General features: G+C 67.5%; 24 protein-coding genes. 4 read left to right on the top strand and 20 right to left on the bottom strand.

Features of this window, described 5'->3' with window-relative positions; all coding sequences use genetic code 11:
• Positions 1-100 precede the first annotated feature (100 nt).
• On the top strand, positions 101-715 hold the full coding sequence (locus RKE40_RS11630; RefSeq protein WP_316018407.1) for a TetR/AcrR family transcriptional regulator: 615 nt from the start codon (positions 101-103) through the stop codon (positions 713-715).
• On the opposite strand, the gene RKE40_RS11625 is transcribed toward RKE40_RS11630, so the two are convergent.
• Positions 693-1,715: an ankyrin repeat domain-containing protein gene (locus tag RKE40_RS11625; protein WP_316018406.1), complete on the bottom strand. Its 1,023-nt coding sequence runs from the start codon at positions 1,713-1,715 to the stop codon at positions 693-695. The genes RKE40_RS11630 and RKE40_RS11625 overlap by 23 nt on opposite strands.
• A 102-nt stretch (positions 1,716-1,817) precedes the next feature.
• Here RKE40_RS11625 and RKE40_RS11620 point away from each other — a divergent pair, with 102 nt between their 5' ends.
• Positions 1,818-2,744 carry a LysR family transcriptional regulator gene (locus RKE40_RS11620; RefSeq protein WP_316018405.1) on the top strand — a complete coding sequence of 309 codons (927 nt, stop codon included), beginning with the start codon at positions 1,818-1,820 and terminating at the stop codon, positions 2,742-2,744.
• A 15-nt stretch (positions 2,745-2,759) separates the two neighbouring features.
• Here the strand turns inward: RKE40_RS11620 and RKE40_RS11615 are convergent, their stop codons facing one another.
• Positions 2,760-3,389: a flavodoxin family protein gene (locus RKE40_RS11615; protein ID WP_316018404.1), complete on the bottom strand. Its 630-nt coding sequence runs from the start codon at positions 3,387-3,389 to the stop codon at positions 2,760-2,762.
• Positions 3,390-3,547: 158 nt separating this feature from the next.
• Between RKE40_RS11615 and RKE40_RS11610 the strand changes: the two genes are divergently transcribed.
• Both RKE40_RS11610 and RKE40_RS11605 read left to right on the top strand, forming a co-directional pair.
• Entirely contained in the window at positions 3,548-3,961 is a 414-nt protein-coding gene (locus RKE40_RS11610) for a winged helix-turn-helix transcriptional regulator (RefSeq protein WP_316018403.1), read from the top strand.
• A gap of 149 nt (positions 3,962-4,110) precedes the next feature.
• Positions 4,111-4,845, top strand: coding sequence for an SDR family oxidoreductase (locus tag RKE40_RS11605; RefSeq protein WP_316018402.1), 735 nt, complete (start codon positions 4,111-4,113; stop codon positions 4,843-4,845).
• Between the two features lie 196 nt (positions 4,846-5,041).
• Here RKE40_RS11605 and RKE40_RS11600 read toward each other — a convergent pair whose 3' ends face one another.
• The 18 genes from RKE40_RS11600 to RKE40_RS11515 all read right to left on the bottom strand — a co-directional run bounded on the left by RKE40_RS11600 (position 5,042) and on the right by RKE40_RS11515 (position 23,222).
• Complete coding sequence (locus RKE40_RS11600; RefSeq protein WP_316018401.1) at positions 5,042-5,923, bottom strand: LysR family transcriptional regulator; 882 nt, start codon at positions 5,921-5,923, stop codon at positions 5,042-5,044.
• A 283-nt stretch (positions 5,924-6,206) separates the two neighbouring features.
• Positions 6,207-6,977: an alpha/beta fold hydrolase gene (locus tag RKE40_RS11595; RefSeq protein WP_316018400.1), complete on the bottom strand. Its 771-nt coding sequence runs from the start codon at positions 6,975-6,977 to the stop codon at positions 6,207-6,209.
• 2 nt (positions 6,978-6,979) lie between these two features.
• Complete coding sequence (locus RKE40_RS11590) at positions 6,980-7,708, bottom strand: enoyl-CoA hydratase/isomerase family protein (protein ID WP_316018399.1); 729 nt, start codon at positions 7,706-7,708, stop codon at positions 6,980-6,982.
• Positions 7,705-8,976, bottom strand: coding sequence for a CaiB/BaiF CoA transferase family protein (locus RKE40_RS11585; protein ID WP_316018398.1), 1,272 nt, complete (start codon positions 8,974-8,976; stop codon positions 7,705-7,707). The genes RKE40_RS11590 and RKE40_RS11585 overlap by 4 nt, the downstream gene beginning before the upstream one ends.
• On the bottom strand, positions 8,973-9,779 hold the full coding sequence (locus RKE40_RS11580) for an IclR family transcriptional regulator (RefSeq protein WP_316018397.1): 807 nt from the start codon (positions 9,777-9,779) through the stop codon (positions 8,973-8,975). Before RKE40_RS11580 ends, RKE40_RS11585 begins: the two co-directional genes overlap by 4 nt.
• The gene (locus tag RKE40_RS11575; protein ID WP_316018396.1) at positions 9,769-12,123 is read right to left on the bottom strand and encodes a molybdopterin cofactor-binding domain-containing protein; all 2,355 of its coding nucleotides are present in this window, start codon (positions 12,121-12,123) and stop codon (positions 9,769-9,771) included. The genes RKE40_RS11580 and RKE40_RS11575 overlap by 11 nt, the downstream gene beginning before the upstream one ends.
• 3 nt (positions 12,124-12,126) lie before the next feature.
• The gene (locus RKE40_RS11570; RefSeq protein ID WP_316018395.1) at positions 12,127-12,612 is read right to left on the bottom strand and encodes a (2Fe-2S)-binding protein; all 486 of its coding nucleotides are present in this window, start codon (positions 12,610-12,612) and stop codon (positions 12,127-12,129) included.
• A 9-nt stretch (positions 12,613-12,621) separates the two neighbouring features.
• On the bottom strand, positions 12,622-13,482 hold the full coding sequence (locus RKE40_RS11565) for an FAD binding domain-containing protein (protein ID WP_316018394.1): 861 nt from the start codon (positions 13,480-13,482) through the stop codon (positions 12,622-12,624).
• Positions 13,479-14,633 carry a thiolase family protein gene (locus RKE40_RS11560; RefSeq protein WP_316018393.1) on the bottom strand — a complete coding sequence of 385 codons (1,155 nt, stop codon included), beginning with the start codon at positions 14,631-14,633 and terminating at the stop codon, positions 13,479-13,481. Before RKE40_RS11560 ends, RKE40_RS11565 begins: the two co-directional genes overlap by 4 nt.
• An 11-nt stretch (positions 14,634-14,644) precedes the next feature.
• Positions 14,645-15,058: a Zn-ribbon domain-containing OB-fold protein gene (locus RKE40_RS11555; protein WP_316018392.1), complete on the bottom strand. Its 414-nt coding sequence runs from the start codon at positions 15,056-15,058 to the stop codon at positions 14,645-14,647.
• Entirely contained in the window at positions 15,055-15,654 is a 600-nt protein-coding gene (locus tag RKE40_RS11550; protein ID WP_316018391.1) for an SRPBCC family protein, read from the bottom strand. The genes RKE40_RS11555 and RKE40_RS11550 overlap by 4 nt, the downstream gene beginning before the upstream one ends.
• Positions 15,655-15,664: 10 nt before the next feature.
• A complete protein-coding gene (locus tag RKE40_RS11545; RefSeq protein ID WP_316018390.1) occupies positions 15,665-16,855 on the bottom strand; it encodes an iron-containing alcohol dehydrogenase in 1,191 nt (396 codons plus the stop codon).
• Between the two features lie 61 nt (positions 16,856-16,916).
• Positions 16,917-18,155, bottom strand: a complete 1,239-nt coding sequence (locus RKE40_RS11540; RefSeq protein ID WP_316018389.1) for an ABC transporter substrate-binding protein — start codon at positions 18,153-18,155, stop codon at positions 16,917-16,919.
• A gap of 11 nt (positions 18,156-18,166) precedes the next feature.
• Positions 18,167-19,261 carry a branched-chain amino acid ABC transporter permease gene (locus RKE40_RS11535; protein ID WP_316018388.1) on the bottom strand — a complete coding sequence of 365 codons (1,095 nt, stop codon included), beginning with the start codon at positions 19,259-19,261 and terminating at the stop codon, positions 18,167-18,169.
• On the bottom strand, positions 19,261-20,157 hold the full coding sequence (locus RKE40_RS11530; protein WP_316018387.1) for a branched-chain amino acid ABC transporter permease: 897 nt from the start codon (positions 20,155-20,157) through the stop codon (positions 19,261-19,263). The genes RKE40_RS11535 and RKE40_RS11530 overlap by 1 nt, the downstream gene beginning before the upstream one ends.
• Positions 20,154-20,921 carry an ABC transporter ATP-binding protein gene (locus RKE40_RS11525; RefSeq protein WP_316018386.1) on the bottom strand — a complete coding sequence of 256 codons (768 nt, stop codon included), beginning with the start codon at positions 20,919-20,921 and terminating at the stop codon, positions 20,154-20,156. Before RKE40_RS11525 ends, RKE40_RS11530 begins: the two co-directional genes overlap by 4 nt.
• Positions 20,918-21,721, bottom strand: coding sequence for an ABC transporter ATP-binding protein (locus tag RKE40_RS11520; protein ID WP_316018385.1), 804 nt, complete (start codon positions 21,719-21,721; stop codon positions 20,918-20,920). The genes RKE40_RS11525 and RKE40_RS11520 overlap by 4 nt, the downstream gene beginning before the upstream one ends.
• Positions 21,722-21,731: 10 nt before the next feature.
• Positions 21,732-23,222: an aldehyde dehydrogenase gene (locus RKE40_RS11515; protein ID WP_316018384.1), complete on the bottom strand. Its 1,491-nt coding sequence runs from the start codon at positions 23,220-23,222 to the stop codon at positions 21,732-21,734.
• Positions 23,223-23,380: the final 158 nt, after the last annotated feature.

Below are 23,380 nucleotides of genomic sequence, written 5' to 3'. Positions count from 1 at the left end.
CAGAAGGCAGTCTGCCGCCATGCGCGGCAAACTGTACTAGAAAACGATTTGAGTCTAGTGGGTATCCGCTCGCCTGGGGTGGAACTCTGTCAGGAGCGCCATGACCGATCGTCACGACCATCCGGCCGCCTTTGTCGACGACATGTCCGATCGCGCCGAGCAGATTGCGGATGCGGCGATGCGTCTGTTCGCGCGCTACGGGTTCAAGCGTACCGCGGTGGACGACATCGCCAAGGAAGCGCGGATCGCGAAGGCGACGATCTATCTTCACTTCAAGGGCAAGGACGACATCTTACGCGCCACGCTGCAGTTGCTGGGCCAACGTGTCGATGCACTGTGCCGCGAAGTGATGGAGATGAAGGCCCCGTTCGCCGAGCGGCTGATGGCGCTGCTGCGAGCCCATCACTGCACCGCCTTCCTGAGCATCGGCGCCGGCGATCACTTCGCTGAACTGCGCGCGGTGATCGACGATATCGCGGTCAAGGAGCGCAAGGCCTTCGAATCCATCTTCGTCCGCTACGCGACACAGCTTATCGAGGAATGCGAGGCGCGAGGCGAAATCACGCTGAAGCGGCCGGGGGTGGACCCAGCTGCCCTGATCACGACGCTGATGCAAGCCAGCGTCGGCGCCAAGGTCGGAGGCATAAGCTACGAGGACTATGAGGCCCGGCTTGGCTTGTTCGCCGGCGTGATCATTGCAGCCGTCCTGCCGTGAGCTCATCTGCGCGGCGCGCATCGGCAAGGCCCGTCTCGCTGTCGCTTTCGAGCAGCGCCAGGATTTCGTCGTAGCCATAATCGCGCGCCAGGTCCGCAGCGCTCCGACCGTCATGGCCGAGAAGGTCCGATCGCACGCCGGCTTCCAACAATAGCCGGACTGCCTCGACATGGCCGTGCCAGACAGCGTCGTGGAGCGCGGTATAGCCATTGAAGGGGCCTTGTGCGTCGGCGATCTCGGCAAATCTCTCGTGCCGGGTCAATGCCGCGAGGGCCACGTCATGCCCCATATAGGCGGCTTTGTGCGCGGGATGGGCGAGCATGAAATGGTCGACGAGCGTCGGGTCCGCTCCTGCGTCGAGCAGGGCCTGGACTGCACCCGCAAGCCCGTCGCGGGCGGCGATCAGGAGCGGCGTATGCCCGGGGTTTCGGGCGCTGTGAACCGGGGCGACGACATCCGGATCCGCGCCTTCGGCGAGCAGCGTGGCAATCCGCGCCTCCTTCTCGGCACCGGACAGCATCTCGTCCTCGAGCACGGCCAGAAGCGGCTGCCGCTGTCGAGCGGCGGCAACGCGCGTGTGGAACCCGTCGAACACAGCCCGCAGCTCCGCATCCTGCGCAGTCTTCGTATCGAGCATCTCTTCGGCGGTCATGCCGAGGCGGGAACGGATGGTGGGGTCGATGTCGGGATGCGCCAGCAGCACCTTCGCCACGGCGGGGCGGCGGTGCCAGACCGAGATCATCAAGGGCGTCATGCCATGGCTGTGGCTCTGCAGATTCACGAAGGCGCCGTACTGCAGCAGAGCCTCCGTGACTGCGGCGCTGCCTCCTTGAGCGGCCAGGTGCAAGGGCGAGGCTCCCATCAGCGGATCGAGCTGTAGCGGGTCTGCGCCCGCCGCCAGAAGCCCGGCCACCGCAGCTGCATCCCCTCTGGCGGCAGCGAGGTGCAAGGTAGGCAGAGCGGCGCCATGATCCTGCAAGGCGTGTCGTGGGAGTTTCATCGGCTGTCCGCCCTCAACGGTTATATCCGGCCCGAAACTAGCCCTCTGTTCGATCGAGATAATCGCATTTAGATTTCAGCCATTCTTGGAGATGATTCACGAATGCGCCTGCCCCTCGCATTGTTGGAGGTTTTCAATGCCATCGCCCGCGCCGGCAGCCTGCGGGGGGCGGCCGAAGCCTTGAACCTCACGCCGTCGACGGTCAGCCACCAGCTCAAGGCGCTCGAAAGGCAGCTGGGAACCACGCTGTTCATCCGGACGACGCGGTCGGTGACGATGACGGAGGCCGGGCGAGCGCTGAGTCGCGGCTCCCTGCCGGCTTTCGACCAGTTGAACGAAGCGCTGCAAAGTGCACGCGATGTCGGCGGCAGCACACGCGGCACGCTGCGCATCACCCTCCCCGAATTCGCCTATCACATGCTCCTGGCGCCGCTCGTCGTTTCCTTTCGTGCCGCCTGGCCGGAGATCGAGCTAGAACTGGTCATGACCGATGCCTTCGTCGACCTCGTGGAGTCCGGCTACCATGCGGGCATCCGCCAGGGGGATCGTGTCGAGCAGGACATGGTAGCGATCAAGATCGGCGAGGCTCTTCCGATCGCGGTCTATGGCAGCAGGGAGTATCTCGATCGAAGGCCCGTTCCACGACAACCGCGCGATCTTCTTGCGCATGACTGCATTCGCTATCGCTTTCACCGCTCCGGCCGCATCGCGCCGTGGCAGTTCGACGGCCCGAACGGCGCCTATCAGGTCGAGGTCACCGGCGGGTTGATCGTCAGCGACCTGCCCACGCTCTACACGATGGTCGCGGACGGGCTGGGGCTGGGATATGTCTTCCGCGACGCGCCTCCGGCGGAGATGCGCAGGGACCGGCTCGTTTCGCTGCTGGCAGACCATCTTGTGCCGATCCCGGGTCTCTATCTCTATTTTCCGCGTGAGTATCGCGCGATGCAGCCATTGCGGCTGTTCATCGAGCATGTGCGGCAAGCCGGCAGGCATGGCGCCCGGAGCGCTAGCGTCGATCCCGACTAGCCGCAGGCCCGCCTGCTACCCCCAGACGCGGCCGGATCTCGGGGTGTCGATCTGGTAGTCCGTCGCATGAGCCGTGAAGAAGCTTCGCGCAAAATCGTATGCCCGCGCGACGGGGTCGCGCGGGTCCCGGGCGATCTCGCCGCGCGAGTTGCCGTAGCCATGCACCGTACCGACGAATGTCGAGCGGGTATAACGGCTGTATTCCTGGATCTGCTGCACGATTCCGGCCGAGACGGTCGGATAGGTTTCCTCCGAGCTGAGCAGCAGCCCGATGCGCTTGCCCTGCATGCGCGCGACCACCGATGGCGACGACGGGTGAGAAGCGGCCACATAGCAGAACATCCTGTCGAAGAAAGCCTTCAGCTGGGCTGACATGCCGTACCAATAGATCGGGCTGGCGGCCACGAACCCCTGAGCGGGCAGGAGGCTCTCGAAGAACGCGGAACTGAACCCGTCCTCGATGGCGCAACTGCCGTCTGGCCGCCGGCAAGAGCGACAATCCTTCAGAAACGAGCCCAGAATGTCGTTCGCAACGACGATTTCGCTTTCATGCCCGGCATCGCGCAGACCCTCGGCAAAGGCCCGGGCCAGAGCGGCGGAGTTGCCGTCGCGGCGTGGACTCGAGCTTAGGACCATAGCTTTCATGGCGCATCCGATCTCGCAGAGTGGATTATCCGCCGCCGGCCGCAGGAGGCGCCCGGGATGAGCGGCTCCCGCCGGCTTGGCGGCGATGTCTGCAATAGCTAGATGACGCGCCCCACCCCGCAAGTACGCACCTTCGGGTACCTATGGCGAAGCAAGGCATGACCTCCCCGCACGAGCAGAACGGACAGTGCGTTCCGGACGTGTTCGACGCCGAGTGCTCGGCCCGGCATGCGTTGGAGCTCATCTCCGGGAAATGGAGCGTCCTGATTCTCACGGCACTGGCGGAAGCACCCCGCCGAAACGGCGCTCTCCTGCGGCGGATCGGCGGCATATCGCAGAAGATGCTGACCCAAACCCTGAAAGACCTGGAACGGAACGGCCTTGTCGAGCGCCATGACCTCCGGACCGTTCCGCTGCACGTCGAATACAGGCTCAGTGCGCTGGGTTCTTCATTGAGCGCTACCCTCATCGCGCTCGACAGATGGGCCGAGCGGAATTTTCCGGAACTCGACGCAGCCCGTGCACGCCATGACGCCGCACGCCTCGGCCCCGTGGCACAAACGGATTCATGAATCCTGCCGAACAGAGAATGCGATCCCGCCCGCATTATTCGCTCTGGCGTCGATCGGTAGCATTCCTTCCGTCCCCGGCGCAGATCGACAGACCGAGGACGCGGTCGAAATTGGCTGGCTTCGCGCCAGGCGGCGCGAAGGAGCCTGCGATGTACCCTCAGAATCTGACTGGCAAGACTGCCGTCGTTACCGGCAGTTCCCGCGGGATCGGCCGTGCGATAGCGGCACGGCTCGCTGCTAACGGGGCAGCCGTAACCATCAACTACCGGAGCGAAGCCGGCGCCGCAGAGGAGCTCGTGGCGCAGATCGTCGCCAGCGGCGGCTCGGCGCAGGCCGTGCAAGGCGATATCGCCAGGATCGACGACATCCAGCGGTTGTTCGACAAGGCCGAGATCGCATTCGGCCCCATCGATATCGTGGTGGCCAATGCGAGCATCGCGATCCTGAAGCCGCTGATCGATTGCACGGAAGACGACTTCGATACCCTTTTCGGCGCGAATGCCCGAGGAACCTTCTTCACGCTGAAGGAGGCCGCGAAACGCCTGCGCGATGGCGGACGCATCGTCGCCGTTACCACCGGCGGGACGAGAATGTTCCTGGGCGAAACCTCGCTCTATCTCGGCAGCAAAGGGGCGGTCGAACAATTCGTCCGCTCCTTGTCCCGGGAACTCGGCTCACGCGGGATCACGGTCAATGCGGTCCTGCCCGGCTTCACCAACACCGACATGCTGCCCGAGCGGGACCGCGCACGTGCCGCCGGCATGTCCCCTTTCGCTCGCGTCGGCGAAACGGACGACATCGCCGACGTGGTGGCCTTTCTTGCCAGCGAGCAAGCCCGATGGGTAACAGGCCAGAACATCGGCGCCGGCGGCGGCGTGATGTGATTTCGCTTCCGATCGGGCACGATCGGAAGCAGCAGTACCGGCCATTGGCACTCCCGCTGCGGCACGGCGATCCAGCCCGTCGCGATCATGGCCAATGCTGTGCCAGCCGGGCGGGGTCCCAAGCAGATTGCGAAAAGCCGCTTTGAAACCGGCCGGTGCGTCGGGCGCGTTTTGTCGAGCCTGATTGCTCACGGCTTCAAAGAGGGGCAGATGCGCTCAGGAACTGCCCCGCCGCGGGATTTGTGACCGGCGCCCGAAAGCCCAGCGACAATCCGAAGGCGGCGGCAGGGGATTTGATCGGACGATACGCTATCCGATCGCTCCGAAAGCTCGCCATGCCCTCCGGCACGATCGAGATCCCGGCATCGACGGCGACGAGGGACAGGACCGCATGGAGGCCATGCGCTTCCTGGACGACCAGCGGCGTGAAGCCAGCGTCAGCGCATAAGCGGACCGCCCTAAAATGGAAGCTGCGACCTTCGGCGGCCGGCCACAGGACGAAGCGCTCATTCGCAAGATCGCGCATCTCGATGGTCGGCGCGCCGGCCAAGGGGTGCGAACGCGCCAGCGCGATGCACAGGCGGTCGGTGTCGAAGGGCTGAAACGAGAAGCCTTCGGTCGGGGCAGCCGGCGCAATGAGGAGGCCCAGGTCCAGGGCGCCTTCTCGAAGCAGCTCCATTTGCCGGGCAGTGGTCGCCTCCAGCAACTCGAGCCGGACTTCGGGATGTGTTTCGCGGAAGGCGCGGATCATGTCGGGCAGACGGCCATAAAGCGCACTGCCCACATATCCGAGCCGAACCTGCCCGGCCCGGCCTGCTGCGGCTTCCCTCGTCGCCGCGACGGCGCGCTCTGCTTGCTGGAGCGTCAGCCGCGCCTCTTCGAGGAAAACCGCTCCAGCCGCGGTCAGGCCCAGGATTCGATTGCCGCGCGCGATGAGCTCAGAGCCGAGTTCCCGTTCCAGCTTGCGAATCGCTATCGTCAACGGAGGCTGCGACATGTTCAGCCGCGCCGCGGCGCGGTGGAAATGCAGTTCCTCTGCGACCGCGATGAACTGGCGCATCTGGCGCAGATCAATCATCGCGCGCCTCGCCAAGCCTTGCGGAGCGACGGAGCCGAAGGATTGTCGCGCGATCGCGCCACCGGCCTTCCGCCAGCTCGTGCGGAGCCGGGTGATCTCTGAAGACAGTCGATGCTGCGAGGATCATCGCCTTGGCGCTCATGACCGGGGCTCCGCCGATGGGATCGCGATCATAGGCCATTGCGCCATTGCGTCTTCGGCCATTGCCGCCGCGCCCCCTGGTGGATTTCGCGGAGCACCGCCCAAGTGCGATGTCCGAAGGCCGCAGCCGGCGCCGAAGCCTCTAAGCTTTCGGCAGGAATCGCTCGAGTTCTCGGACGAACGCCGCGGGTTCGTCGAGCATGGCGAGATGACCCGCCCCCTGAAGCTCGCAAAGCACTGCGCCGGGGATAGCGTCCGCGAGACCGCGCGCGACCGCGGGCGGGGCGCGCCGGTCCTCGGTTCCGACGAGCACCAGGGTCGGAGCCGCGACATCCGTCAAAGACGCAGAGACATCGGCGGTCAGGATGGCTTCGAGCGTCTGCAGATAGTCGTCGCGCGTCATTGCGGCGATCGAATCTGCGACCAGCGCCCTTATGCCGATGTCCGCCGAGATCACCGTATCGTCGGCATAGCGGCGTCCGAACTCGGCCATCGGCATGGTCCCCAGAATTTCTCGCGTCGCCGCGATCCGAAGGGGACCGGCTGCGCCGACAGTCGCGTACGCCCCCGCCAAGGTCAGCGACAGACAGCGAGCGGGCTCCATGGCATTCAGGGTGACCGCAAACAGGCCGCCCATGGAGCAACCGACGACGTGAAAGCGCTCGTGGCCGAGCGCCGACATCAGCGCGAGCCCGTCACCTGCGATCGCCTCAACGGAGAAGCCAGCGTGGTTGCTGCTCCCGCCATGCCCGCGACAGTCCATCGCCACCAGCTCAAACCGATCCGACAGCGCGGCCACGGTCGATGCCCAGAGGCCTGCATGCGTCCCGAGGCTGTGCAGCAGCAGCACCGGCGTCCCGACGCCGGCACTCTCGAACGAGATCGTCTCGCCGTTCAGCTTCAGCGCCGGCATGATCAGCGCGCCTTCGACGACAGCACGGAAGCCAGCAGGTTCGCCGCCAGATCGCGGCCGGAGCGCGCCCCCAGCTCCGGCGCGGCCCGCTGGTAGTCCTTGACCGCGACGAGCGCCTCGCGGCTGCGCGCGCGCAGCGTCCCCAGCAGGCGCTCGGTCTCGGGGGTGAGCGCGTCGTCGGACACTACCTTGCTGACGAGCCCCAGCATCTGAGCCTCGCGCGCCTCGACCGGCTCCATGCCATAGACCATCAGCGCCAGCGCCTTCGGCGACACCTTGCGCATCATCGCGGAGATGGCGAGCGTCGGCGGCAGGTCCCTCTCCATTTCCGGCAGGTCGAAGCGCGCACTTTCGGCGGCGATGGTGACGTCGCAAGCGGTAGCCAAGGCAGCTCCGAGGCCACGCGCGGCGCCGCGCACACTGCAGACCACCGGCACCGGGCAATGCGAGAGCGCGTCGTAGAGCGAAAGGATCGGCTCGATCAGCGCCGCACGGATCTCAAGTGCCGTAGCGGCGGCAGGCGCCCCTTGCGGATCGCGCCCGCGGCAGAAATCCGCGCCTGCGCCCGATAGATGCACGAACTTGGCCTCTCTCGGAGTGTCACGAACCGCCTGCGCCAGAGCCGCGATCATCGGGAGCGTCAGCATGTTGCCCCGTTCGGCGCGGTCGATCGTGACGGCGAAGCCACCATCAACCGCCTGCGCCCTGATACCCTCGCTCGGCCCCGTCATGCTCTCACCTCTTTCTGCCCCTGCTGCGCGGCCGTCACACGCCTGCCGATGACGCCGCTCTCGCGCAGAGCGCCGATCCGCTCCGGGCTGAGCTTCAGCAGCTCCGAGAAGACCAGATCCTCGTCGTCGCCGAGCCGCGGCGGGAAGCGATGTTCGATCTCCGGCTCGCCTACGAATTTCACCGGATTGCCCGCAACCCTCAGCACCTCGCCATCGCGGCCGGCGAGCTGCAGCACCATGTTCCGGTAGAGCACCTGCTGGTCGTTCAGGCTGCGGTCGAGCGTGTTCACGGCAGCGGCCGGGATTTCGGCCGCAACCAGCGCCTCGACCCAAACGGCGGCCGGTCGCGTCGCGAAGATCGCCTCGATGATCTCCCACAGCGCCTGACGGTTGCGATAGCGCAGCTGGTTGACGCGGAAGCGCTCGTCCTCGGCGAGATCGGGACGGCCGAGCACCTCGCAAAGCGCCTTCCACATGCGCTCGGTGTTGGCGGTGATCACGACGTCGGCGCCGTCGCCGCAGGTGAAGGAGCGATAGGTCGGGATCGAATCGTGGCCGCGGCCCTGCCGGCCAGGCGCATGGCCCGAAGCCAGGTAGTAGGCAGCCTGGTAGCTCAGCATCGAGATCTGGCAATCCAGCATCGCGATGTCGACGCAGCGGCCCTTGCCCGTGCGGTCCCGGTCGGAAAGCGCGGCGAGGATGCCGATGACGCCGTACATGCCGGCAGCGAGGTCGCCGAGCGGAATTCCCGAGCGGACGGCATGACCATCGGTCTCTCCGGTCAGCGACATGCCGCCGGACATCGCCTGGACGATCATGTCATAGGCAGGCCGGTCGCGATACGGACCGTCCTGGCCGAAGCCGCTGATCGAGCACCAGATCAGCTCCGGCTTGCTTGCCGAGAGATCGGCAAAGGACAGACCGAGCCGCTCGATCACGCCGGGCCGGAAATTCTCGATCACGACATCGCTGGCGAGGGCGAGGTCGCGGACGAGATCGCGTCCTTCCTGCGTCTTCATGTCGACGGCGAGACTGCGCTTGTTGCGGTTGACGCTGAGGTAATAGGCGCTGTCGGGCCCGACGAAATGCGGCGGCAGCACGCGCGTCATGTCGCCGTCCGGCGTCTCCACCTTGATGATGTCGGCGCCGAGGTCGCCGAGGATCTGGGTGGCATAGGGGCCGGAGAGGAACTGGGTCAGGTCGAGGACGCGCAGATGACGCAGCGGCCCTTCACCGGTCGGCCCTTGCGGGGAAGCGTGAGCATTCATGCGGGGATGATCTCGTTTTCGGCTGGCTTGGACAGGGGCGCGCCCAGCGCATGCGACAGAGCGGCCGCGTGCTGACGCACGAGCAGGCCGAGCTTGGCCTCGTCGGTCGCGACCATGCGCTGCTGGGGAACGGTGACGCCCAGGCTGCCGACAACGGCGCCTGCGGCGTTGAAGACGGCAGAGTTGATGCCGACGGCCCCGGCGATCTTCTGGCCGTGCGAGACTGCATAGCCGCGGGCACGGATCGCAGAGAGCTCGGCCTCCAGCTCCTCGAGCGGCGGACGCTTCTCGTGCGAAGCCGGCGCGTCCTCCGCCTCCTCGTAGATCCGACGGCGGTCCTCCCGCGGGAGATGGGCGAGGATGGCACGTCCGCTCGCGCCCCACAGCACGGGCTGCGGGCTGTTGAGCTTCAGCTGGTAGCGTAGCAGCTGACTCGAATCGCTTTTTTCGGCGAAGATCATGTTGCGGTCGGCCGGCACGTAGAGGCACAGCACGCAGGTCTCGTCGCAAGCGTCGACGACCTGCTGCAGGAAGGGCCGGGCCAGGCTGCGGATGTCCTGGCGGGTGTTGACCAGCGCCGCGAGCCGGAAGAACTCCGGTCCGAGATGATAGCCCCGCCGCTCGCCAGCCTGCTCGGCGAGCCCTTCCTTAACCAGGAGATCGAGCATGCGATGGCAGGTGCTGGGCACGAGGCCGATCGCGGCCGACAGATCCTTGATCGTCGTGTCCCCGCGCTCGGCGAGGTGGCGCAGCACCTCGACCACGCGCTGCACCGTACCGAGCGACTCGCCCTTACCGGCCATTGACTGTTCTCCGATAGGCGCCCGCCTCGGCGAGCGCGTCCACGATGCGCTCTGGGGTGAGCGGCGTCTCGGCGAAGCGGACGCCGAACGGTCCTAGCGCATTCTCGATCGCGGAGACGATCGCCGCCGCGGCGGGGATGGTGCCGCCCTCGCCCGCCCCCTTGACCCCGAGCGGATTGAGCGGGCTCGGCGTCTCGACATGGGCGATCCGGCAATCCGGCACATCCGTCGCCATCGGCATCAGATAGTCGGCGAACGTCGTGGTCAGCGGCTGAGCGTTCTCGTCGTATTTCATGAATTCGAACATCGCATTGCCGATGCCGTGCGCGACGCCGCCCTGGACCTGCCCATCGACGATCAGCGGGTTGATGATGTTGCCGCTGTCATGGGCGACGCTGTAGCCGAGGATGCGCACCGCGCCGGTCTCGATGTCGACTTCGACCTCCACGACATGGGTGCCGCTGCAATAGGATGCCTGCGGCGGCGTGAAATAGGCGGTGTGCTCCAATCCCGGCTGATCGCCGGCCAGCATCGAGAAGCCGGGCATGCCCTGCGACATCCTGGCGAGCTCGCCGAAGCCGATCTCCGGCTTGTTGCCGCCGAGCGCCGTCGCCCGCCCGTCCTCGATCGCGATCTCTCCTTCCGGAACCCCGAGTGCCCGCGCCGCGAGCTTCAGCACCTGCTGGCGCACGACATCAGCAGCGATCGCCGCGGAGGAACCGGCATTGACCGCCTGGCGGCTGGCGAAGGCTCCGACGCCGTTGGCGATCGTCGCGGTGTCGCCGATGCTCATCTCGATGTCTTCGATCCGGCAGCCGAGCCGATCCGCCACGATCTGGGACAGGGTGGTTCGGGTGCCCTGCCCCTGATTGGTGGCGCCGGTCGCGACCGCGACCTTGCCGTTCTGCTGGATCCGGATGGTGACGCCCTCGAACGGGCCGAGGCCAGTGCCTTCGACATAGTTGGCGATGCCGATGCCGAGATAGCGCCCCTGCCGGCGGGCCTCGGCCTGCCTGGCCGGGAAGCCGTCGTACCCGGCTAAGGCCAGAGCCTCGGCCTGCGCCTTGGGATAATCGCCGCTGTCATAGACCAGCGGCTTGCCATCGCGGAAGGTGAGCCCCACCGAATAGGGCATCTGCTCCGGCTGGATGAAGTTGCGCCGCCGGACCTCCGCGGGGTCGAGTGCGAGTTCGCTCGCCACGCGGTCCATCAGGCGCTCCATGGCGAAGACCGCCTGCGGCCGGCCGGCGCCGCGCACCGGCGTTGTCGCGACCTTGTTGGTCAGCGCCACCGTGACGTCGAGTTCATAGGCCGGCAGGACATAGGGGCCGGGCATGGTCGCGGCCGCGATATAGGGCATGATCACGCCCCAGGGCACGAAGGCGCCGGTGTCGTGCAGCAGGCTGCCGCGCACGCCCTTGATGCGGCCCTCGGAATCGACCGCGATCTCGACCTCCCAGTGCTGGTCGCGCTCCTGCGTCGCGCAGAGGAAATGCTCGCGCCGATCCTCGGTCCATTTCACGGGAACGCCGAGCGACAGCGCCGCCGCGGCGATCACTGCTTCCTCCGGATAGAAGATCGCCTTCGGACCAAAGCCGCCGCCGACATCGGGGGCGACGACGCGGATCTTCTCGACGCTGCGCCCGAGCAGGTCGGCGATCATGCGCCGGCCAATATGCGGGGTCTGCGTCGCCGACCAGACGGTGAGCATGTCGCCTACTTTGTCGTATTGCGCGACGACGCCGCGCGTCTCCAGGGCCATGCCGCCGCCGCGATGCTGGAACAGCGTCTCCTTGAAGACATGGGCCGCCCCGGCGAAGGCGGCGGAGGCGTCGCCATAGGCCATCTTGAAGGTCGAGGCGATATTGTCCGGCAGATCGGCATGGGCGACCGGGGAGCCGGCCTGAACCGCCGCCTTGCAATCGCTCACCGCCGGCAGCGGGTCGAGATCTGCAAAGACCGCATTCGCGGCATCCTCGGCGAGATAACGGCTCTCGGCGAACACGACGGCGAAGGCCTGTCCGACGTAGCAGACCTCCTCGCGCGCCAGGCAGTGCTGCGTCCTCAGAGCGGCGATGGCGGCATTGGGGACGAGCATCGGCATGCGAGAGGTCGCCATCGCCCCCGGCAGATCGTCCGCCGTCAGCACCGCATGCACCCCGGGCATCTGCCGGGCGGCCTCGGTGTCGATCGCCCCTAGTCGGGCATGGGCATGCGGCGAGCGCACGAAGCAGGCATGCAGCATGCCGGGCAGCTTGATGTCGTCGACATAGCGACCACGGCCGGTCAGCAGGGCCGGGTCCTCGAGGCGCGCGACGCGGGCTCCGAACTGTTTGACGCCCATGGCTCAGGCCTCCCCGGCGCGCAGCCGCTCGGCCGCGTCGAGCGCCGCCGCGACGATGCCGGCATAGCCGGTGCAGCGGCAGAGATTTCCGGTGATCACGTCGCGCACCTCCTCTTCGGTCGGCGCTGGGTTGTCGCGCAGCAACTCGGTCAGGGTGGTCAGCATCCCCGGCGTGCAGAAGCCGCATTGCAGCGCGTGGTGTTCTCTGAAGGCGCGCTGCAAGACATTGAGCTCGCCACCCGCCGGAGCGAGCCCCTCGATCGTCGTGACATCGCGTCCGTTCGCCTGCACGGCGAACATCAGGCAGGAGCGCGCCGAGCGGCCGTCGACCAGCACGGTGCAGGCGCCGCAGACGCCATGCTCGCAGCCGACATGGGTGCCGGTCAGGTCGAGCGCGTGGCGCAGGAAATCGGCAAGCGTCAGACGGGGGTCGATCACCGCCTCGTAGGGCTTGCCGTTGACTGTGAGTTTCACGGATTTCTTGGTCATGACCTGTCCTCAACCCCCGCGGCGCGCGGCGTCTGCCAGCGCCCGGCCGGTCAGCACGCGCGCGAGATGCCGGCGATAATCGCCACTGGCATGGATGTCCGAGACGGCGTCGATCTCTCCCGCCAGCTCCGCCGCCTCGGCGAGGGCACCCGCCTCGGGAACCGTGCCGACCAGCGCATCCTCGAGCCGAGGCAAGCGCAGCGGCCCGGTCCCGGTGCCCGCGAGCGTCACAGAGGCCCGCGCGATCCGGCCTGAGCCGTCGCGCTCGATCAAAGCTGCGCTCGCGACGATCGCGAAGTCGCCTCGTCGGCGCGCGAACTCATGGAACCCCCAGCCATGGCCCGGCGACCAGAGCGGCAGCTCGATCGCGCTCAGGACTTCATCCGGCCCGACTGCTGTCGTCATGAAGTCGAGCCCGAACTCGGCGAAGGGCACGCGCCGCGTCCCGCCCGGCGAGGCGATCTCGACCACCGCGTCATGGGCGGCGCAAACCGTCGGCTGCTCGGCCGAGGGATCGAAATGCGAGAGGCTGCCGCCGATCGTGCCGCGATTGCGCGTCTGGCGATGGCCGACATGCGCCAGCGCCTCCTTGAGCAGCGGGCAGCGTTGCGCCACGATCGCCGAGAACTCCAGCTCGCGCTGGCGCGTCATCGCGCCGATCCGCAGGCGATCGCCGAGAAGAGTGATGCCGGCGAGCTCGGCGATGCCGTTCAGATCGATAAGATGATCCGGCAGCAGATAGCGGAAGTTCATCATCGGCACGAGCGACTGGCCGCCGGCGAGGAGCTTGGCGTTCTCCAGGCTGGCGAGCAGGCCGACCGCCTCGGCGAGCGTGCCCGGCGCGTGATAGTCGAAGGGAGCCGGCTTCATCGGGCGAACACGTGGATCGAGCAGGCGCCGTGGTCGAGACCGGCGATGCCGCCGCCCGTGGCGTGGGTCAGCCCGGTGCGCGCGCCCTCGACCTGATGCTCGCCGGCGCGGCCCTGCAGCTGGCGCGTGATCTCGACGGCCTGGGCGACCCCGGTCGCGCCGATCGGATGCCCTCGCGACAGCAGGCCCCCGGACGGATTGACCGGCCGCTTGCCGCCGAGCGAGGTCGCGCCACTGTCGAGCAGCTCATAGGCCCCGCCGCGTTCGCAAAAGCCGAAAGCCTCGTAATACATCAGCTCGGCTATGGTGAAGGCGTCATGGATCTCGGCGACGTCGATGTCCTCCGGGCCGATGCCGGCCATCTCATAGGCGCCCTTGGCGCCTCGCGCGGTCAGCTCCGCCCAGGTCATGTCGCGGTAGTGGTCGGTGTAGATGCCGGAGGTGACCTCGGAGGCGGCGACACGCACCGGCTTGGCGTCCCCCCTACGGGCGATGTCGCCGGCGGCGAGGACGACCGCCGCAGCGCCATCCCCGGTCGGGCAGCAATGCCAGAGGGTGAAGGGGTCGGTGACCGGGCGCGCCGACATCACCTCGTCGAGCGTCACGCGCTTGCGGATCTGGGCATAGGGGTTCAGCGCACCGTGATCATGCGCCTTGACCGAGACCTGGGCGAGCTGCGCCTCCGTCAGCCCGTATTCATGCATGTAGCGGCGCGCGCGCATCGCATAGAGCGCCGGCATCACCATGCCCTGGTTGACCTCCCAGTCCTCGCGCTCCAGCGGCAGCGTGCCACCGCCGAACTTGGTCAGCTTCTCGGCGCCGATCACGACCACGACGTCATGCTGGCCGCTGGCGACCGAGAGCCAGGCGACGGAGAGCGCCGAGGAGCTCGACGAGCAGGCATTCTCGACATTGATGATCGGCATGCCGCTGATGCCGAGCGATTTCATGATGCGCTGGCCGGCGAGCATGCCGCCGAGTGCCGTGCCGCAGAAGACGGCGTCGATCTGCTTAGGCGGCAGTTCGGATTCCAGGATGGCTTCCCTGACGGCGGGCCAGGCGATTTCGGCGAGCGTCTTGTCCGGCTGCTTGCCGAACGGGACGAGGCCCGTTCCGACGACGCAGACCTCGCGCAGCGATGCGGTGTTCATGAGCGGGCTCCTCACGCCGGAACGAAGGTGTAGGTCGAAAGATCGGCGCCCGACGCATCCGTCGCGACGACCCCGAGCGAGAGCCTGACCGGCTGGTCGATCGCGATGGCCTGAAGCGGCGCATCGATATGCGCGAGGACCCGAACGCCTTCGGGCAAGTCCACGTAGCCAAGGGCATAAGGCACCTTCCAACCCTTCGGCGCCTGATGGACCACGGAGTAGGAATAGAGCCGGCCTTCGCTGGACAGCGCTGTGCCATCGACCTCCAGCGACAGGCATTCGGTGCAGACTTCCGCGCGAGGGAAGCTCAGCGCAGCGCAGGCCTTGCAGCGCCCGCCCTCCAGGCTGGCGCTGCCGTCGGCAGCGAGCGTGACGAGCTTGTCCGAGATCAGGTTCGGAACAGACTGGGCGAGATCCGGGGTCATGACGAGCTCCGTTGCGACAGCCGGCCGAGGCGGCTGCGGATGTAGGCGATGATCAGCGAGACGAGGGAAAGGCTGGGGGCCGGCGCCGGGCCGGCGGTTGAGTTCGGAGCCGCCGGTGCAACACCCGCCTGCGTCGCCGCGCCGCTCGCCGCCAGCTGGTTGCGCAGATTGGTTGCGAACTGATCGATCAGGACCTGGGCGACGCCGGCGATCACGCCCTGTGCCCGGCCATATTGCGCAACGGCCCCGGCGAGGTTGACGTCGGTCGTGACATGGACGCGGGTGCCTCCCGCATCCGGCGTGAGCTTGAACGACACATCAGCCGCCGCATTGCCGCGGCCCTTCAGCTCCGCGCCGGACGCCTTGACGCGCGCCAGATGTGCCGTTTCGTCGATCTCGACGAACTGGGCCTTGCCCTGGAACGACACGGCGACGGGTCCGAGCTTGACATTGACCTTGCCCCGATAGGTCCGATCGTTCTCGACGCCGAGCAGTTCGGCCCCCGGCATGCAGGGCGCGATCGCCGGAATGTCGAGCAGGACACGCCAGGTTTCGCCTGGCGGCAGGGCGACGGTGAAGCTGTTCTCGATCTTCATGACCGCTCCTTCAGCCGTAGCATTGTTCGAAGATGGCGCGGGCCTGGGCGACGCTGGTGCGGCGCACGCCCGGCTGATGGATGAGGTCGCTGTCGCGCACGGCGCGGTCCGGCATCGCGCCGCCATAGAGGCCGGGAATCGCCGCTTCGGCCATTTCCGCGAGCCGTTCGCGCGGCAGCTGCTCCGGCGAGAAGGCCGTGGGGAAGCCGATATCGTCGAAGAGGGCGAAGAGCGCGGCGCGGATCGCCGCGACGGTTTCCGCGAGATCCACCCCCGGCCGGGCACCGAGCACGACGGCGAGCTTCTCCGCCTTGGCCGGCGCGACCGGGGCGTTGAAGGCGACGATCCGCGGGATGAGGACGCCGACGCCGATGGCATGCGGCAGGTCGAGCCGCGCCTCGAGCGGCAGCGACAGGGTATGGGCGAGGCCGAGGCGGCTGTTGCCGCAGGCAATGTTGGCGATTGCCGAAGCGAGCAGATTGTCGGCCCGCGCCGCCATGTCGTCCGACAGGATCGACCGGCGCATGCTGCCGGCCTGCAGGCGGACGGCTTCCAGCGCCAGCGCATCGGTCAGCGGTGTCGCCAGCGAGGAGAACAGCGCCTCGACGGCGTGGGTCAAGGCATCCACCGCCGAGGCCGCGGCCGCACGCGCCGGCAAGGTCTCGAGCGTGACCGGATCGAGGATCGCGACCTGCGGGAAGCTCAGCGGCCCGCCGCCGACGAGCTTGCGGTGGCTCGTCTCGTCCTTGACCAGAGTGAATTGCGAGACCTCGGAGCCGGAGCCGGCCGTTGTCGGCACCATGATCATCGGCAGGGCCGGCGCGCTGAAATTCGCAACGCCGGTCATGTCGGCGAAGCTGCGGCCATTGGGGGCGACGATGGCGATGCCCTTGCCGGTGCACATCACCGAGCCGCCGCCGATCGAGACGATACCGTCGCGGTCCTCCCGGCGCACCCGCTCGGCCTGCGCGTCGACATGGGAGAGCCGCGCATCGATCCAGCACTCCTCGAAGGTCGCGACGTCGCAGCCGGCCTCCTTCAGCGCGGCGAGCGCCTGCCCGTAGAAGGGCGTCGCCGCGATCGCGGGATCGGACACGACGAGCGGGCGATTGATGCGATTGGCACGAACGAGTTCCGGCAGGCGGGACAGGGCGCCGGGGCCGTGGACCAGCCGCGTCGGCATGTAGAAATTCGCGATCATGATGTCGTCTTCCGTGGATGGTTGGGGCGGGCGCGACCGCGGGCCGGCCGCGCCCCGGCCGTCAGTTCGCGTGCTCGGCGGCGTATTTGGCCGCGAGGTCGCTGGAGAAGTTGGTCTTCACCCCTTCAAGGCCGTAGGGCTTGGCCTTGTTGACCTTGAACAGGCTGGAGGTCAGCGGCGGCCGGCGCTTCTCGACCGGGCCGAAGACATGGTCGCCGGTAATGCCGTCGAAGCTCATCGAGGCGATCGAGTCATAGGCCTTGGCCAGGCCGGAATGGCTGAGGTCGCCGCTCTTGATCGCAGCTTCGAGCACCTGCGTTGCAGCCTGCGCCGCCTTGTAGCCGATGGTGAAGAAGAAATCGGGCTTGGCGTCGGGCGCGTATTTCTTCTGCAGCTCGACCAGCCGCGCCATGCCGGGCACCGAGGCATCGCCCCATTCCGGCCCCTCGCTGGCGACCACGAGGTTCTTCTCCATGTAGCTGTAGGCCGGGCTGTCGGTCAGCACGCCCGACCAGGTCGGGAACTGTCCGAGCCAGAGCGGCGCGAAGTTGATCCGCACCGCATTGCCGACCATGCGCACCCATTGCGGCGGGATGGTCGTGACGTAGACGACCTCGCAATTGGCCGCCTTGAGCTGGGCCATCTGGCCGCTGAAGTCCTGATCGGCGATCGAGAAGCGCACGACCGCGCCGATCTTCGCACCGAGGTTCTTCGCGGCGAACTCGATGCCTTCCAGGCCCGCCGCACCGTAGGGGTCGTCGCGGATCAGGCCACAGAGCGTCTTGCCCTTCTGCCCGCCCTCGTTCCAGAGGTGGCTGACGGCGTTGATCGCCATGATCTGGTAGGGCGCGCCGACCGGCAGCAGCTGCTTCTCCTTGAAGAAGACGTAGTCGTAGCCGCCGGCCCCCACGACCATCTTGTCGTCGTTGACCTGGGGCAGGACGGCGAGCGTCGTATGCGTGCCGAAGAGCTGCGCGATCATCACGACGTCGTTCTTGATCTTGTTGTAGGCCTGGACCGTCGCCGGCTGCAGGTTCTGGTGGTCCTCGATGACGAGCTCGACCTTGTACTTGCCGCCCAGGCCGCCCTTCTCGCGGTTGATCGCCTCGAACCAGGTCCGGACGCCGGCGACAACCGGCTGACCGAGCACGGCGGCCGGTCCGGTGAGCGGCTGGATCACGCCGAGGCGGATGGCCTTGCCGTCGAAGCCCGGGACCGGCTTCGGCTCGCTTTGCGCGGCTGCCGGCAGCCCCGCCATCATGGTCGCGACGGCGGCCGCGAAAGCTGTCTTCCAGATCATGTTGTCCTCCCTCAGTTCTTTTTTGCTTGGTCGAAGCGGCCGGCGATGCGGCCGAGAAGTCCGGCGATCCCGCGCGGCTCGAACATCAGGAAGCCGATGATGAAGGAGCCGAAGAGGATCTGATTGAGCGCGAAGAGGCTGATCACCCCGCCATCGCCGGGCGTGATCGAGACGAAAGGCAGGATCGGGCTGGCGAGCTTCACGACCTGCGGCAGCAAGGTGATGAACAGCGCGCCCAGGACCGAGCCAAGCACCGAGCCGGTGCCGCCGACGACGATCATGGCGAGGTACTGGACGCCGAGCAGCAGGTCCCATTCGACCGGCGCGGCATAGCGGACATAACCGCCATAGAGCGCTCCGCCCGCCGCGGCGAACATGCTGGAGATCACGAAGGCGACGATCTTGGTGCGTGAGACGCTGATGCCGATCACCGACGCCGTCATCTCGCGGTCGCGGATCGCCATGAAGGCGCGCCCCGCGCGGGAGTTGAGCAGGTTGAGCGCCAGCACGGCGGCGAGGAGCGCGCACAGCCAGATCAGGATGAACCAGCCCTGGTTGCGGGCGAGCGCGGCGCCGCCCAGCGACAGGGCCGAAAAATCGAGCGGGCCGAGCGTCGCGGCCAGCGTGATGCTGCGGCCGTTGGCGCCGCCCGTCAGCACCGGCAGGTTCTGCCAGAGATGCAGGCCGACGAGCACGAGGCCGAGCGTGACGATGACGAGATAATGCCCGCGCAGCCGCAGCGCCGCCGGCCCGACAAGCGCACCCATCAGGCCGCCGGCCAGCACCGCCGCCGCGAGCCAGAGCGGCAGCGGCAGGCCGAGATCCTGCCCGACATAGGCGGCGACATAGCAGCCGACACCCATGAAGAAGGGCTGGCCGAGCGAGACCTGGCCGGTGCTGCCGGTGAGCAGGTTGAGCCCGATGGCGCCGACCGCCGCGATCCCCGCATAATTGAGGATCGAGAGCCAGAAATCCGGCACGACGAAGGGCAGGACGGCGATCGCAGCGAGGCTGGCGAAAAGCGTCGCGGGCCGAATGCTGGCCGGCGGGCGAGCCGCCGGCATGGCGAGAGAGTCCATCGGACGGAGATCGGTGCGGGCGTGCATCATCCCCTCCGCACCGCCTGCGTGCCGAACATGCCGTAGGGGCGAACGAGCAGGAACGCCGTCATCAGCACGTAGGGCATCACGAGATGGAAGTTCTGACCGAGCCAGGGCGCGTGCTGGGCGACGTAGCTCGCCGTCAGTACCTCGGCGACGCCGATGGCGAGGCCGCCGACCACGGCGCCGACCGGCGAGTCTATGCCACCCAGGATGATCGCGGGGAACGCCCGCAAAGCGACGAGCGAGAGCTCGGGGCTGAGCCCCCTCACCCCACCGGAGAGCATGATGCCGGCCAGGGCGGCAATGACGCCGGCAATCGCCCAGGCCAGCGCGAAGACCAGGGCCGGAGAGACACCCTGTGCCATCGCCGCTTCCTGATCGAAGGCGGAGGCGCGCATGGCGAGGCCGTAACGCGAATAGCGGAAGAAGACGTAGACGGCCGCCATCACCACGGCGCTGATGCCGAGCGTCCAGAGATCGACGGTCAGGATCTGGATATTGCCGACGCCCGCCATGTTCATGGCCCACGGGTCGCCCAGCGGCAGCAGGTCATAGCCCCAGACCGAGGCCGGGAACTGCTCGATCACGATCAGCAGCCCCCAGGTCACCATGATCACCGCGAAGACCGGCTTGCCGATCAGGCGGCGCATGACGAAGCGCTCGGCCACCACCGCCACGAGCGCGGTGCCCAGCACGGCCAGCAGCATGGCGAGGGGAAAGGGCAGCCCCCAGCGCGCGCCCAGCGCATAGCAGAAATAGGCGCCGCAGAGGACGAGCCCACCCTGGGCGAAGTTCAGGACGCCGGTCGACTTGTAGACGACGACGAAACCAAGCGCGAGCAGCGCATAGAGCGCGCCCAGCGACAGGCCGCCGATGACGAGTTGCACGAGCTCGCTCATGCGGCCCTCCCCAGATAGGCTTCGATGACGCGTGGATCGTTCTGGACCTCGGCGGGCTTGCCGGTGGCCAGGTGCTGGCCGAAGTCGATCGCCATGACGCGATCCGAGATCGCCATGACCATCCGCATGTCGTGCTCGACCAGCGCCATGCCGGTGCCGTAGCGATCGCGTACCCGCAGGATCGCCTCGGTGATCCCAGCGGTCTCTTCGTGGTTCATGCCGGCGACCGGCTCGTCGAGAAGGAGCAGCTTCGGTTCCATCGCCAGGCCGCGGGCGATCTCGACGAGCTTGCGCACGCCATAGGGCAGAACGCCGATAGCAGTGCCCGCCAGCTTGCGCAGGTCGAACAGGCCGAGGATTTCTTCGGCGCGGGCGCGATGCTCCGCTTCCTCCCGCCGGGTCGAGCCCAGCCGCAACGCGTTGCCGAGCGTCGAGGTCGCCATCAGGTGATGGCGGCCGAGCAGCACGTTCTCCATCACGCTCAGCTGCTCGAACAGGCCGAGATTTTGGAAGGTCCGCGCGATCTTCAGCGCCGCGAGGTCCTTGGGCGGCCGGCCGACGAGTTCCTTCCCCTCCAGCCGGATCGAGCCGCTGTCGGGACGGTAGAGGCAGCTCAGGCAGTTGAAGATCGTGGTCTTGCCGGCGCCGTTGGGTCCGATGATCGAGAAGATCTCTCCGGGCTGGATATCGAAGGAAATCCCGTTCAGCGCTCTCACGCCGCCGAAGCTGAGATGGATGTCGCGCACGCAGAGCAGCGGGTTCATCGCGCGTCTCCCGCAGCCACCGCGAGCTCGCCATCGCTGGCGCCGACGATGCCGAGATAGAGCTCCCGGATCGCAGGATCGGCCTTCAGGGCGGCGCCGGTGCCTTCGAGCGCGATACGGCCGTTCTCGAGGATGTAGCCGTGGTCGGCGAGCGACAGCGCCATGTCGGCGTTCTGCTCGACCAGCATGACTGCGACACCGTTGTCGGCGATACGACGGATGACCTCGCGGATCTGCTGCACGATGATCGGGGCCAGGCCGAGCGACGGCTCGTCGAGGAGCAGCAGCTTCGGCCCCGCCATCAGGGCACGGCCGATCGCCAGCATCTGCTGCTGGCCGCCGGAGAGATACCCGGCCGCCTGCCTGTAGCGCTCGCGCAGGATCGGAAACTGCTCGAGAACCTCCTCGAGCGTGCGGCGGACGCCGGCAACGTCATGGCGGGTGAAGGCGCCCAGCCGCAGGTTCTCCTCGACCGAGAGCTCGGCGAAGATGCGCCGTCCTTCCATGACCTGCGCGATCCCGCGCCGCACCAGCGCCGCGCCGCCCAACGCCGCGATGCTGTCGCCGTCGAAGCGGACATCACCGCCGCCGATCCGGCCGCGATGCCAGCCGAGCAGGCCGGAAACGGCCCGTAGGGTCGTAGTCTTTCCGGCGCCATTGGCGCCGAGCAGCGCGACGATGCCGCTGCGGGGTACCTGCAGGCTGATCCCGCGCAGGGCGGCGATCGAGCCGGCATAGGTGACCGAGAGATCGGTGATGGCGAGCAGCGGCGCGGCCGCTGCGGCAGGCGGGGCTGTCATGCTCGTCCCCTCAGCCGATGGTGAAGGGATCGCGGGTCGCGCCTGAAAGCTCGATCCAGACGGTCTTGGTTTCGAGATACTCGTCGACCGCGTGCAGCCCGTTCTCGCGCCCGGCTCCGGACTGCTTGTAGCCACCGAAGGGCGCGTTGTAGGCGACGACCCGGTAGGCGTTGATCCAGACCGTGCCGGCCCGCAGCCGGCCTGCCATCCGATGCGCCCGCTGGACGTTCAGCGTCCAGACGCCGGCCGCCAGACCGAAGCGGCTGTCATTGGCGAGCGCGACCGCCTCCTCCTCGGTGTCGAAGGGCAGCACGCAGAGCACCGGCCCGAACACCTCCTCCTGCGCGATCGTCATCTGTGGGCTGACATCGACCAGGATGGTCGGCTGCACGAACAGGCCGCCCGCCTCGCCCGAGCCACCGCCGCAGGCGAGCCTGGCTCCCTCGGCGACGGCCTGCTCGATCATGCCCAGGATCTTCCGGTGCTGTTGCGGCGTCGCGACCGGGCCCATTTCCGTTTCCGGCAGGGTCGGGTCGCCCATCCTGATCGCCTTGGCTCGCTCGATCACGCGGCCGAGGACCTCGTCCATGATCGAGCGCTGGATGACGAGGCGCGAGCCGGCCATGCAGCTCTGCCCCGACGCGGCGAAGATGCCGGCGACGATGCCGTTGGCGGCGGCGGTTGGATCGCAGTCGGCGAAGACGATGTTCGGGGACTTGCCGCCGAGTTCGAGCAGGACGCCGGTCAGGTTGTCGGCCGCCGCCTTGGCGATCGCCTTGCCGACATCTGTCGAGCCAGTGAAGGCGATCTTGTCGACACGGGGATCGCCGACCAGAGCGCGGCCAGCCTCGGGGCCGCCAGTGACCACGTTGAACACGCCGGCCGGGAAACCCGCCTCGTCGAACAGCTTGCCGAGCTCCAGCGCCGAGACCGGCGTGTATTCGGACGGCTTGACGACGAAGGTGCAGCCGGCGGCGAGGGCCGGCGCAAGCTTCCAGGCGAGGAGCAGGCCCGGCGAATTCCAGGGCGTGATCGCGGCGACGACGCCGACGGCTTCCTTGCGGGTGAAGGCCGTGAAGTTGGGCCTGTCGGACTGGAGCGTCGCGCCCTCGATCCGCTCGGCCGCACCGGCGAAGTAATGGAACCACTCCGGCAGGTAACGCCATTGCGCGGTCATCTCCCGCACGAGCTTGCCGTTGTCGCGGCTCTCGATCACAGCGAGGCGCTCGGCGTCGCGGGCGATCAAGTCGGCGAGCCGGCGCAGCAGACCGGCCCGCTCGCGCGCCGTCGCCCGGCCCCACGGCCCGTTGTCGAAAGCCTCGCGCGCCGCCCCGACAGCCGCCGCGACGTCGGTCTCGCCAGCGTCGGGGACGCTTGCCCACACCGTCCCGAGATAGGGATCGACGCTGTCCATGCGAGCGCCGGACGCAGCGGACAGCCATTCTCCCCCGATCAGCATCTCGTAGGCAACAGGCGCGGCGGGCGGCGTGCGGTTCAGCATTGAGCGTTTCCTTAATTTCTACTGAGTGGAATTTATTTCTATTCAATGAAACAGCAACTTTTGATGCTGTCAAGCTGCCGGCGAGGCATTTCTCGGCGCCTGCCTTGCTGCGGCTGCCGCAGACCACCATCGAGGTGCGTCAGTGGGGCTGGATGACG

The organism is Allobosea rubneri (assembly GCF_032464875.1).
Classification (GTDB): Bacteria; Pseudomonadota; Alphaproteobacteria; order Rhizobiales; family Beijerinckiaceae; genus Allobosea; species Allobosea rubneri.
The sequence above is the reverse complement of the archived record's forward strand: the minus strand, read 5'-3'. Positions and strand labels throughout refer to the sequence as shown.